The following is a 13,238-nucleotide window of genomic DNA, read 5'->3' on the forward strand; positions in this document are numbered from 1 at the left end:
TGCCTTGTGCCGGGTCTGAAATGATAAAAGCCTGCGGCGCTATAGAAGGCGCCGCAGGCTTTTAATTTTCAACGCCGCGTTCAAAAGCCGGGGCCGAGTTTATAACGCGACAAAGACAGTAACGGGATTGCCAAGGGTCGAGACCCTTGGCCCGCCGGAGGCAAACCCTTTTAAACCTTCATCGACCCCGTCTCGATGAACCGCTGATGCCAACTTAGCGCCTCACCGGGCAGCGAGGGCGCATGCAGGCCATAAGACCCCTTGAGCGCGCGCTCATAATAATCGGCCAGCATCGGGCGGAAATCGGGGTGGGCGCAGTTCTGGATGATGGCCAGCGCGCGTTGCTTGGGGCTAAGCCCGCGCAGGTCCGCAAGGCCCTGTTCGGTCACGACCACCTGCACGTCCTGCGCGATATGATCCACATGGGCCACCTGCGGCACGATGGCGCTGATCTTGCCGCCCTTGGCGGTGCTGGGCGTCATGAAGATCGAGACATAGGCGTTGCGGGCAAAGTCGCCGCTGCCGCCGATGCCGTTCTGGATGCGGCTGCCCATGACATGCGTCGAATTGACGTTGCCGTAGATGTCGGCCTCGATCAGGCCGTTCATGGCGATACAGCCAAGGCGGCGGATCAACTCGGGGTGGTTGCTGATTTCCTGCGGGCGCAGGATCATCTTTTCCCGATAGGCCGCCATGTTGCTGTTCATCCGCTGCGCCGCCTCGGGCGACAGCGAGAAGGACGTGGCCGAGGCCATGCGCAGCTTGCCCGCGTCGAGCAGGTCGATCATGCCGTCCTGGATCACCTCGGTATAGGATGTGAGGTTTTCAAACGGGCTGTTGACCAGACCCGAGAGCACAGCATTGGCGATATTGCCCACGCCCGATTGCAGCGGGAGCAGGTTTTCCGGCATCCGCCCCTGCTTGACTTCATTGGCAAGGAAATCAAGCAGATGCCCCGCGATGCGCAGCGCCGTCTCGCCCGGCGCGTCAAAGGGCAGATTGCGGTCGGGCGCGTCGGTTTCGACAATCGCCACGATCTTGTCAGGATCGCATTGCAGCGTGGGCTGGCCGATGCGGTCATCCGGGCGCGTCAGAGGAATCGGCACGCGATGCGGGGGCAGGCGGGTGCCGTAATAAATGTCATGCATCCCCTCCAGCTCTTCGGCCTGCCAGCGGTTCACCTCAAGGATGATGCGGTCGGCGCGGTCGAGCCAGGTCTTGTTGTTGCCCACCGACGAGGAAGGCACGAGGCTGCCGTCGGCGTTGATGGCCGTCACCTCGACCAGCGCGACATCGAGCGGGCCAAGAAAGCCCTGCCATGCCATCGGCGCCACCTGCGAGAGGTGCATGTCGAAATAGTCCATCTGGCCGCTGTTGATTTTTTCGCGGGCGATGGGGTCGGAATTATAGGGCAGGCGGAATTCGATGCCATTGGCCTTGGCCAGCGCCGCGTCCAGTTCCGGCCCGGTCGAGGCGCCGGTCCACACGCGCACCTGAAACGGATCGCCCGCGCGATGGGCATCCTCGATCCGCGAGGCCAGCGCCAGCGGCACCGCCTTGGGATAACCGGAACCGGTAAACCCGCTCATGCCGACCGTATCGCCCGGATTGATAAGGGCGGCGGCCTGTTCGGCGCTGGTGATGCGGGATTTGAGCGTCTGATGGGCAATGCGCGCAGACATGGCGAGGGCTTCTCCTGCGTTTGTGTTGGCCTGACAATGGGATAGGTTCCGGGGCCCAGGGCCGGGGCCGTGGGTCAGGGACTGTCGGGGCGTCCCGCGCATGCGCCCCGATCCGGCTCTTTGCAAGCGAGTCGGGGACCAATACGACCAATGTCTTGGGTCTTTGGTACAAGCGCTAAACCCCTAGGGGGTGGAGGTATAGTTAAAGATGCGTGCCGGCGGATAGGGGAATCTTGTAGCGGGTAACAGGGCGCATTTGAAGGAAGCTTGATTCTAATCCGGCATCAGTGCAATCGTTACTCATAAAGGATTCAGCCTTGCGCTTGTTCAAGTTGGCTTTGGCCTCCTCCGCTGAATTTGATAATATGTCGCAAAACCCTGATGCAACGCCCTTGAACGACGTGCGCAGGGAACAATTGATTGATCGTATTAAAGAATTCTTCGTCGATAATAAATTGGAAGTAACGCCGGAGAACCTGTTGGCGGTTCATGCCGCCTATTCGGGGTCATCGCCGCGCCTTGCGCGAAAGTTCAGCGTCATGCGCGAGGAGAACCGGATCATCACGCAGGCCTGGCTGGATCAGGTGACGGAAAGGGACGAGGATGGCGCCCTGCGCGAGAATGCGCAGCACATGCTCAGCCGGTTAAGCACCCGGCTGGAGGCTTTCACCAGCACCGCCGCGCGGGCGCGCAGCGACTCCGGTTCGTATAATGCAGCCCTTGAACAGGTGGTCAGCGTGCTGCCCGGGGTTGATGGCGGCGAATTTGTTTCCAGCCTTGCCGAACTGACCCGCGCGATGATCGAGCGCACGCAACTGCTTGAGGAAAGCATGCGCCGCAGCGAGCAGGAAGCCACCGCCCTGCGCAAGAGCCTCGACCGTGCCCAGCGCGACGCCCATGTCGATCACCTGACCGGCCTGCCCAATCGCCGCGCTTTTGAAGCCGTGCTGGAAAATGAATACCGCGAGGCGCAAGTGCGGATCGAGCCGCTTTGTCTGGCCTTTTGCGACATCGACCATTTCAAGCGCATCAACGACACCCATGGCCACGAGGCGGGCGACCGCGTGATTCAGGCCATCGCCCAGACGCTTCAGCGCCTGTCGGACGACAAATGCCATGTCGCGCGCCACGGCGGCGAGGAATTTGTCATGCTGTTTCGTGACAAGACCCCCTCGCAGGTTCATCAATTGCTGGACGAGGCGCGCGAAAATCTGGCGCGGCGCCATTTCGTCAACCGCAAGAGCGACCAGCCCATCGGGCAAATTACCATATCGGGGGGGGTGGCCAATGTCTTTGCCTTTCCCAACGCCCGCGCCGCGCTGGAGGCTGCCGACGGGGCGCTTTATCGCGCCAAACGCGGCGGCCGAAACCAGATCTGCATCGCCTAGAGCGCGGCGTCCGCCAGCGGGCGCCGCATCACTTCTGAACCAGACCATGGTCGCCCCTAGGCGCAATTGCGGAGGAGGTTCTGAGCCAAATTCGCAAGTACATTTATTTATTCGCCATCAGCACAACCGAATGCCGGCATGTTTTTGTAAATCAACAGCAACGGAAGGCTGACGCTGAACATGACAAACCCCAAGACCCCTCGCGCCGAGAGGGCTGGCGCCGGTGTCTATGGCCCCGTGATTGCGCTTGCTGTTGGGGTTCTCGCGGTATTGACACTTGTTGTGACTGTTATGGTCAACCAATTCGACGATGTCGCGCTTTTGATGCAGACCCAGACGGCCGACCGCGGTTACCGCAATCGCCTGACCAGCTTTGCCGCCGTTGTTCAACCGCGGCTGGAATCGGGGGAAGCGCTGCGCCATCTGACCGGCGCGTTCGATCCGGCTTGGATCGAGAGTAATCTGGCGCGCTATTTTCTTGATCGCGATAATATCACCCGGCTGATCGTGGTGGACGGGCGTGACCGTCCGCTGTTCTTTGCCATGGATGGGCGCAGCGTCGATCCGGGCATGATCAGCGGCGCCTATGCCAGCGCAATGGCCGATCTTCTGGGCCGGACGCGGGCGGCCGAAGCCTCGATCCCGTCCGGCAAGACCGATGCCTTGCCCCAGCCGGTCCAGTTCACCAATATCCTGTTTGCCGAAAACCAGCTTTATATCATGACCTCGACGCTGGTGCGCTCTCATGCGGGGGCTTTGGGCGGGCCGGTGGTGATCACCATGGCGCCGGTGGATCGCTCGGTGCTGTCGATTTTCAGCGTCGGCAAACTGGTAAACAATTTCCGCGTTACCACCGATCTGCGCGGCGATGACAAGACTGCGGTCCTCCCGCTACAGGATCTGGGCGGCAAGGTGGTGGCCGGTCTGGCATGGGATCGCCGCAATCCGGGCAGTGACCTTCTGGTGCGGCTGATGTGGCCGATGGTGGCGATGCTGCTGCTTTTGCTGCTGCTGGGCGCCAGCCTTGCGCGTCAGACGCACCGCTATGCGCGCGGCCTGATCCTGTCCGAGGCGCGGGCGCGCCATCTGGCTTTTCACGACACGCTGACCCAATTGCCCAATCGCGCGCTGATGTTCGAGCGGCTTAACCAGTTGCGCTCGCTGGCGCGGCGATCGGGGATGGATGTGGCGGTGCTATGTCTCGATCTGGACCGGTTCAAAGAGGTCAACGACACACTGGGCCATCCGGCCGGCGATACGCTGATCCGCGCGGCGGCGCGCAGGCTGGCCAATCTCCTGCGCGATACCGATACGGTGGCGCGGCTTGGCGGGGACGAGTTCGTGATCCTGCAGCCGCATTCGGGCGCGGCAGGCGCCGCCCATCTGGCCGAACGGATTATCAACGCCTTTGCCCGGCCGTTTGATATTGATGGGCAGGTGGTGGAAATCGGCTGCTCGATCGGCATCACCATCATCAGCGATCCCGACATTTCGGCCAGCGAGGTGCTGCGTCAGGCCGATCTGGCGCTCTATTGCTCCAAGGAAAAGGGGCGCAACCGAGCCACTTTCTTCGAGCCGGAAATGGATGCCGCGCTGCGCATCCGGCGCCACCTGGAAATGGACCTGCGCGAGGCTCTGAACGAAGAGATGCTGCATATGGTCTATCAGCCGCAGGTGGACGCCCAGGGCCGCATGCGCGGGGTCGAGGCGCTGGTGCGGTGGAACCATCCGGAAAAGGGCCTGATCCCCCCCAATGCCTTTGTGGTGTTGGCCGAGGAGAGCGGGCTGATCGCGCAATTGGGCGCTTTTATTGTCGGGCGCGTCTTTGCCGAAACGCGCAATTGGCATGGCGTGCCGGTGGCGATCAACGTTTCCGCGCTGCAATTGCGATCCCCCAATTTCATGGTAATGATCAGCCGCCTTGTGGCCGAACATGCCATCGACCCGCGCCAATATGAATTCGAGATCACCGAAACTGTGCTGTTGGGCGATGATGCGGCCACGCGCGACAATATCGCCACGCTCAAGCAGGAAGGCTTTGCCATCGCGCTGGACGATTTCGGCACGGGCTATTCCAGCCTGTCCTCGCTGCAACGCTTTGCGGTGGACCGGATCAAGATCGACCGCGCCTTTGTGCGCAATCTGGATGATGACGACGAGGATGCCGTCCGCCTTATTCAGGCGATCATCCAACTGGCTCTTGCGCTCGATCTCGAGGTGATTGCCGAGGGCGTGGAAACCGAAGGTCAGCGCGCGCGTTTGCTGGAATGCGGCTGCGACCATTTCCAGGGCTTCCTCTTTTCGCGCCCGGTCAGCGCGGAGACACTGGGCCAGATGATCGAATCGCGCGCGCCCTTGGGGCCGGTTCATTCGGCCGCGCTGCTGGCGGTATCGGCGGCAGGGCAGGGGCGCGGCAGATAGGCGCGCCTTTCGCCGCGCATCATCAACGGCAAAGGCGTCCGCAGACAGAGCCTGTCCGTCCTATCCGCCCGAAAGGGCGGGGGTATGCCCAGATCCAGGCTTGAGTAAGGCCATTGAGCGCCCCCGTGGCGGGAAGCGTTCGATGGCAATTCTTAACCATATTGCAATGTCTCAGGCGTAACCTTTCACGGTGGAAATACCTGTCCGGGGGCCTGTTGGCCTCCATTTTGCATCCGGCGAGAAAGAAGGGGCAACGATGCTCTGTGCGGCCCTGACCCCCGTCAAACAGCATTGGCGTGATCTCATTCCGGCTGCCGCCCTCATGATTGCCGTGACGGCGGCTATTGCCGTTGCCACGCTTTGGCCGTCGGGCGATCGGGGGCAATATGCCGTCATCGCGCCGCCATCCTATGATCTGGGGCGGACCATCGGGCTGGTGCGGGCCGCGGGCGGCAGCATCGTCGATGTCGGCGGTTTGACGAATGTCGTCATCCTGCATTCCGCCGACAAGAACGCCGTGAACGCGCTTTATCACGCGGGCGCCTGGCTGGTCATTGACCCCCAACTGCTTCGGGGCTGCGCAGGATTTCACCAAGTTGCAATCTCTCCTGGAGCCTCTGCCTGATGTCCGATCTCGATAAGCTGCGTGTCCGCTTTGGTCGGTTTCTGGTCATTTTCCTCTGGCTGCACATTCCGGTGCTCGCGGCGGTTGCCTTTGCCGTGGGTCGTCCGCCCGTTGCGGCTGGCCTTGCGGGCGCGCTTCTGGCGGCGGCCTATCATCTGATCTGGTGGAGGCGCGGAATTGCGCCTGTCACGCGCTATCTCTCCGCTGTCGCGCTGATGGGCGAACCGGCCCTGCTCGTCTATCTGCTGGCGGGGCATCCGTGGCAGATGGACATGCACATGTATTTCTTTGCGCTTTTGGCGCTGACCATCGCGTGGTGTGACTGGCGCGTGGTGGTGGTGGGCGCCGTGGCCATCGCCATACACCACATCATGCTGGACTTCCTTTTGCCCCTTGCCGTCTTTGCCGATGGAGCGGACGTAAGCCGGGTAGGGCTGCATGCCGGGATCGTTGCCCTGCAGACCGGGGTGCTGGTCTGGCTGAGCAGGACGCTGGTTGAAAGCTTTGCGATCAACAATGAGGCGCTGCGCGAAAGGACGTTGGAGGCCGAGGAGGCCAACCGGGCAAAAAGCCTGTTTCTGGCCAACATGAGCCACGAAATCCGTACGCCGATGAACGCCATTCTGGGATTTTGCCATCTCGCCTTGCGCACGGGCTTGACGCCCAAGCAGCAGGACTATGTTTCCAAGATCAACGGCGCGGGACTGTCCCTTTTACGGCTGATCAACGACATCCTCGATTTCTCCAAGATCGAGGCGGGCAAGCTCTCGCTGGAGATCGCGCCTTTCGACCTGCGGGCCGCGCTCGAAGGCCAACTGGCCATGGCGTCGGTCGAAGCCGCCAAAAAGCGTGTTGCCGTCGAGCTTATCATGGACCCCACCGTGCCCGCCTCGCTGCTGGGTGATTGTCTGCGCCTCAACCAGATCGTGCTGAACGTGGTAAGCAACGCTGTAAAGTTCACCGAAAACGGCACGGTCACGGTCACGGTCGACCTTTCGGCGCGGCACGGGACGGCTGTGTCGCTTGAAATCTCGGTCAGGGACACCGGCATCGGCATGACCCCCGAGCAGCAGGCTTTGCTGTTCCATTCCTTCACCCAGGCGGACAGTTCGACCACACGCCGGTTTGGCGGCACAGGTCTGGGCCTTGCCATCAGCAAGCAGTTGGTCGAGTTGATGGGCGGGCATATCGGGGTCGAAAGCAGTCTTGGGCAGGGAACGACGGTTACGTTCAGTCTGGTGCTTCAGGCCGATGATGCCGCGCCGACGGTGCAGGACATGCCTTCGCCCGAACTCAAGCGGTTGCGCGTGCTGGTCGCTGATGACAACCCGGCCTCACGCGAAATCCTGCAGGCCATGTTTGCGGCATGGTCGATGAATGTCGATGTCGTTGCTTCGGGCAAGGAGGTGTTGGGCGCTCTTGTGACGGCTGCGGCCGATGCTGTGCCTTATGATCTGGTTTTGATGGATTGGAGGATGCCGGACATGAACGGCATCGAAACCGCCCGCGCCATCCGGCAGGATCTTTATCTGGCGAAAGTGCCCCATGTGTTTCTGGTCACGGCCCACGGGCATGATGAGGTCAGGGCCGAAGCGGAAACGGCGAACATCGCCGCCGTGCTGATCAAACCGATCGATCCGGCAACGATGCTCTCGACAATGACCACTGTGTTCGGCGCAGAGCAACCGGATCCTGCGGCTGGTGATGCTCCGGCCGGTACGGTGCCGATGGTGGCGCCCCATCTGCGCGGATTGCGCATTCTGGTGGCCGAGGACAACCAGATCAATCGCGAGATCGCGATTGAATTGCTGACCGATGCCGGGTTGCAGGTCGAGGTCGCCGAAAACGGCAGCATTGCTCTGGACTGCATCAGGGATGCGGCCGAGCCCTTTGATGCCATTCTGATGGATGTGCAGATGCCCGAAATGGACGGTATCGAAGCGACTGTGCGCATCCGCCAAACCTTTCCGCCCGAGCGTCTGCCGATCATTGCCATGACCGCCCACGCCTATGAGGCCGAACGGCAGCGCTGCTTCGACGCGGGCATGAATGATCATATTGCCAAGCCGGTCGATCCTGCCCTGCTTGTCAGCAAACTGGATCGATGGCTAAAACCCCGTCCGTCTCAGACAGGTTCTGCCGGGGCCGCAGAGCCGATTGTGGTGCCGATCAAGGCCGATATCCTGCCCGACCATCTGCCTCCGTTCGGGATTGAGGCGGCGCTGGTGCGTGTCAACGGCAAGCGGGCGCTGCTGCGCAAACTCATCGTCGATTTCGGCGATACTTTCGCCACGGCCATGTCGACGCTTCGCGGCCAGATCGCCGCCGGAGATCTGAAGGAGGCGCGGCGTCTTGGCCATACGTTGAAGGGCATTGCGGGCACGCTGGAGATCGGCGCGGTGGCCGACGCGGCCAGGCGTGTTGAAACCGCGCTGGCCCAATCCGACCTCAGCCGGATCGAAGAGCAGATGGATAGCCTAGAGCAGGCCATCCTGCCCGCGCTCGCCGCTTCGGCTAGGCTCAAAAGGATGCAGAAGCCGACTTTGACGCAATCAGGCGGGCAACTCGATTATTCGGCATGGGCGGCCCAGATTGAGGAAATCCGCAGTTTGCTGCACCGTCGAAGCCTTGGCGCCCGCAAAGCTTTCCAGCAGCTTGAGGAGATGCTGGGCGCCAGTCCGGAAGCGGCCGGGCTGCATGCGGTCAAGGCCGCGCTTGCCAAACTCAATTTCGAGGAGGCTCTGACCCAACTCGATCTGCTGGCGGGCCATGGGGGGCATGAATCCGGCACGACGCCTCTGGCGGCGGTGAACTCGTGATGGGCCGGCCCGTGGTTCTTATCGTCGATGACGAGGTCTCGAACATCGAGATCATGAATGCGGCGCTGGAGGATGATTACGAGATCTGCTTTGCCACATCGGGCGAAGAGGCCATAGCGGTCGCGCAGACCAGCCTGCCCGATCTCATTTTGCTCGATGTGCTTATGCCGGGCACCGACGGGTATGAGGTTTGCCGCAGGTGCAAGGCCGATCCGCTGATCGCGGACGTCCCGATCATCTTCACCACCGGACTGGGGGATGAGGAATCCGAGGCGAACGGGCTTTTGCTGGGGGCGATCGACTATATCGTCAAGCCGATCCACCCGGCCATCGTGCGCGCGCGCGTCCACAATCATATCGAATTGAAGCGCATGCGCGATCAACTGGCCGAACTGGCGGTTACTGACGCCTTGACGGGGCTGAGCAACCGTCGTCGGCTCGAACAGACCCTCGATGTGGAAACCGCCAGACTTTCACGCACGGACGACTGGCTTTCGGTGATCATGATCGACATCGATTTCTTCAAACAATTCAACGATGCCTATGGCCATCCCGAAGGAGATAACTGCATCGTGATGATCGCGGCGGCGCTGCAGCGCGCCGTCCGGCGGGCCTCGGACCTGACCGCCCGCTATGGGGGCGAGGAGTTCGCCTGCGTTTTGCCGGCCACCGATCACGAAGCTGCCATGATCGTGGCCAATTCCATCATGGAACAGGTCCGCTCGCTGGGCATCCCGCACCGCAATTCGGGCGTCAGCCCCTATGTGACCGTCAGTGTGGGCATCGCTTCGGCCCGGTGCAGGCCGGGTATGCCGCGGGATCTTTGGGTCAAATTCGCCGACAATCAGCTTTATCTGGCCAAAGTGGCCGGACGGAACAAGATCACGGGGACGGTGTTTGGGATCGACGAGGGCGGCGCGCCTGATCATCGCCACGGCCAGACTCACCGCCAGCACGCGATTAGGTAAAGCTACTGATTCGTTCGCGGGCGCACAGGTTTTATCGTCCAGGCCCGGCGCGAAGAGGAAATTGCGATGGCGGGGTGCGATAGTCATCTGAAGATCGGCAGTTATGAGGGCGTGATGGCGCATGGGGTCATCGCTGCGCGCTCTGCGAGGGCGTGGCCGATATGCTGGTGATGTCGCTCTGATGGTTGGCAGGATGGCATGCATGCCCTTTGCGGCCCTTTTCGCAAAGCCGCACCAGATGGCGGGCCAACCGCATTTCCCCACCAACTATGATGGGCAGGGCTGCTGGTGGGACGAAGTCGGCGTCTTGCCGCTCGCCGCCGGGCGGGGCTTCAATGTCGCACTGGTCGGAGAATCCCAGTGGCAGCGCGAGATCGCCACACTGGTCGGCGGGCGATGCGCCGAAGGCCATAATTGCCACTTTCCCGCGCAGTTGGTGCTGGACAACAGCCAGCAGGACCCGAACGCCGTCGGTGTGATGATCGGTGGCCGGGCGGTGGGCTGGATTCCGGGTGAGTTGGCCGGCAATGTCCGGGCGGCGCTGGCCGAATTGAACCCGGAAGGCCGACCTGTGACCTGCAAGGGCAAGATCATCGGGGGCTGGGACCGCGGCCATGACGACCGCGGCTATTTCGGCGTCAGGCTCAGCCTTGCGCTTCCCCTGAAAATCCACGCCGTCGGGGCAAAGCCGAAACGCTGACTGGCTGGCGCGCGCCTTATGCTGGTAAAGGAGTCGTCGCGGACGATCGTCCTTGATTCCGCTACGAGACCTTGACGATGAGCGAACCAAAGACGGAAGAGCAGGAGCGTGGGCTTACGACGGCGCAGGCGCAGGCGCGGCTCGCATCGGAGGGGCCCAACGAACTGCCGCGCGGGCAGCGCCGCACACCGCTCAGGATCGCCCTCGAAGTGCTGCGCGAACCGATGCTTGCCATGCTGGCGGCGGCAGGAGCGATCTATCTGCTGCTGGGCGACACGACCGAGGCGCTGATCCTCATCGCCTTTGCGGGGCTTTCGATCGCGATCACCATCGTTCAGGAAACGCGCACAGAGCGCGTGCTCGAGGCTTTGCGCGACCTGTCGGCGCCGCGTGCGCTTGTGCTGCGCGACGGCGCGGCCGTGCGGATTGCGGGGCGCGAGGTGGTGCGCGGCGATTGGCTTGTGCTTGAGCAGGGAGATCGGGTCGCGGCCGATGCGCTGCTGCTCGAAGCGAGCGAGCTCAAGGTGGATGAATCGCTGTTGACGGGGGAATCGGTGCCCGTGCGCAAGCGCGCGTCCACCCCCGACGATCCCGATTTCGCCGAGCCAGGCGGAGACGATCTCCCGCAAATCTACTCCGGCTCAATTCTCACGCGAGGCCGTGGTCTGGCGCGCGTTACGGGAACCGGCGCTCACACCCGAATGGGGCAGATCGGCGTATCGCTTGCCGCGCTCGACACCGAATCGCCTCGCCTTCAAGGCGAGACCAGTCGGATCGTGCGGTGGTGCGCGATCGGCGGGGTTGCTGCGGCGCTGCTTGTGGTCCTGCTCTACGGGCTCTCGCGCGGGAGTTGGCTTGAGGCGGCGCTCTCCGGGATTGCCGTGGGCATGTCGCTGCTGCCCGAAGAATTTCCCGTCGTTCTGACCATTTTCCTTGCCATGGGGGCGTGGCGGATCGCGCAGGTCGGCGTGCTTGCGCGGCGCACCTCGGCGATTGAGGTCATGGGATCGGTGACGGTGCTTTGCACGGACAAGACCGGCACACTCACCCAGAACCGCATGACCGTAACCGAGCTGTGGCTGGCGGACGGGCGCACCGCCGTGCTTGGCGACAGCCAGCCCGATGCGGCTTTCTCTGCCTTGCTCAAAGCGGCCGCGCTGGCAAGCGCGCCCGTTCCCGTCGATCCGATGGAAATCGCCTTTCACGAGGCTGATCGGGCGTTCGGCAACGGCGGCCATGACAGCCGCACTCTGATGCGCTCCTACGGACTGCGCCCTGAATTGTTGGCGATGTCGAATATATGGCGCGAAGCCGAAGGGCAGGGACCCCTTATCGTCGCGGGCAAGGGGGCGCCGGAGGCGATTGCGCAGCTCTGCCGGCTCGACGCAAACGGCATGGCAGCGCTTGAGGCGGCAGCAGAGGAAATGGCGCAGCGGGGGATCCGTGTGCTTGGCGTGGCTACCGCCAGCGTCGCACCCGACGACATCGGCAAGGCCCATGACGAGCATGACTTCTCTCTGGTCGGCCTTATCGGACTGATCGATCCGCTGCGTCCGGGCGTGGCTTCGGCGGTGGCCGAGTGTCGGGCTGCGGGCGTGCGCGTGGTGATGATCACCGGCGATTATGCTGTCACCGCAAGTGCGATCGGACGCAAGGCAGGCCTTGCCGATGGCGGGCTGATGACGGGGGCGGAACTTGCCGCACTGGACGATGCGGCGCTTGCCCGGCGCATTCGTGATGTGACGGTGTTTGCGCGCACTCTGCCCGAACAGAAGCTGCGTATCGTGTCCGCACTCAAGGCCGCCGGCGAAGTGGTCGCGATGACCGGCGATGGCGTCAACGATGCGCCGGCCCTCAAGGCCGCGCATGTCGGCATCGCCATGGGCAAGCGCGGCACCGATGTCGCGCGCGAGGCGGCGTCGATCGTGCTGGTCGAGGATGATTTCGGCGCGATTGTCGCTGCGATCAGGCTTGGCAGGCGCATCTACGACAATATCCGCAAGGCGATGCGTTTCATCTTCGGCGTGCATGTCCCTATCGCCGGACTTGCCTTGCTGCCGTTGGTCACCGGGTTGCCCGTCGTGCTCGGACCGATCCAGATCGCGCTGCTCGAGATGATCATCGATCCGGTTTGCGCGCTCGTCTTCGAGGCCGAGCCCGAAGAGGGCGACCTGATGCGAAGGCGGCCGCGCGACCCCACGGAGCGGTTGTTCTCAGCGCCGATGGTGGTGCACAGTGTCGCGCAAGGGGTTGTCGCGTTTGTTGCGCTGGCGGCGCTCTACCTGTTCCATGCCCGGCAAGACATTGCGCCGGCAGAGCTTCGCACGCTGATGTTCTTTGGGTTGGTTGCGGCCGTGCTCGCCCTGATCCTGGCTGATCGCTCGTTCAGCACGTCGCTTCGCGAGGCACTGCTGCGCGGCAACTTGGTGTTTCGCTATGTCCTGGCGGCGATTGGCGCCATGGCCGTCCTGGTCCTGACCGTGCCGCCGCTCCGGCGGCTGCTCCAGTTCGCGCCGCTCCATCCGGTGCAACTGCTGGCGGTCGGGATGGTCGGGATCGTCCTGCTGCTGCTGCTCGAGCGGATCAAGCGCCTGAGCCCGGACAACTGAAAAAAAAACGCGCCGCCGGAATGCTG

Annotated in this window: 8 protein-coding genes; 7 read left to right on the plus strand and 1 reads right to left on the minus strand. The window is 62.7% G+C overall.

Going from position 1 to position 13,238, the window contains the following annotated elements:
- Positions 1–170: 170 nt before the first annotated feature.
- Positions 171–1,682 (minus strand): acetyl-CoA hydrolase/transferase family protein, encoded by a 1,512-nt coding sequence (locus PQ457_RS06385; protein WP_273618896.1) that lies wholly within the window; start codon positions 1,680–1,682, stop codon positions 171–173.
- Positions 1,683–2,098: 416 nt separating this feature from the next.
- Here PQ457_RS06385 and PQ457_RS06390 point away from each other — a divergent pair, with 416 nt between their 5' ends.
- The 7 genes from PQ457_RS06390 (at position 2,099) to PQ457_RS06420 (ending at position 13,212) form a co-directional block, all read left to right on the plus strand.
- Complete coding sequence (locus tag PQ457_RS06390) at positions 2,099–3,070, plus strand: GGDEF domain-containing protein (RefSeq protein ID WP_273618897.1); 972 nt, start codon at positions 2,099–2,101, stop codon at positions 3,068–3,070.
- A gap of 291 nt (positions 3,071–3,361) precedes the next feature.
- Positions 3,362–5,491 (plus strand): putative bifunctional diguanylate cyclase/phosphodiesterase, encoded by a 2,130-nt coding sequence (locus tag PQ457_RS06395; protein ID WP_273619263.1) that lies wholly within the window; start codon positions 3,362–3,364, stop codon positions 5,489–5,491.
- A 256-nt stretch (positions 5,492–5,747) separates the two neighbouring features.
- Complete coding sequence (locus tag PQ457_RS06400; protein ID WP_273618898.1) at positions 5,748–6,116, plus strand: hypothetical protein; 369 nt, start codon at positions 5,748–5,750, stop codon at positions 6,114–6,116.
- Positions 6,116–8,935: a hybrid sensor histidine kinase/response regulator gene (locus PQ457_RS06405; protein WP_273618899.1), complete on the plus strand. Its 2,820-nt coding sequence runs from the start codon at positions 6,116–6,118 to the stop codon at positions 8,933–8,935. The genes PQ457_RS06400 and PQ457_RS06405 overlap by 1 nt, the downstream gene beginning before the upstream one ends.
- Positions 8,936–8,946: 11 nt before the next feature.
- On the plus strand, positions 8,947–9,903 hold the full coding sequence (locus tag PQ457_RS06410) for a GGDEF domain-containing response regulator (RefSeq protein ID WP_273618900.1): 957 nt from the start codon (positions 8,947–8,949) through the stop codon (positions 9,901–9,903).
- 238 nt (positions 9,904–10,141) lie between these two features.
- Positions 10,142–10,603, plus strand: a complete 462-nt coding sequence (locus PQ457_RS06415; RefSeq protein WP_273618901.1) for a hypothetical protein — start codon at positions 10,142–10,144, stop codon at positions 10,601–10,603.
- 77 nt (positions 10,604–10,680) lie between these two features.
- Entirely contained in the window at positions 10,681–13,212 is a 2,532-nt protein-coding gene (locus tag PQ457_RS06420) for a cation-translocating P-type ATPase (protein ID WP_273618902.1), read from the plus strand.
- The last annotated feature ends 26 nt before the right edge of the window (positions 13,213–13,238 follow it).

Origin of the sequence: Novosphingobium humi, from assembly GCF_028607105.1 — a bacterium.
GTDB lineage: Bacteria > Pseudomonadota > Alphaproteobacteria > Sphingomonadales > Sphingomonadaceae > Novosphingobium > Novosphingobium humi.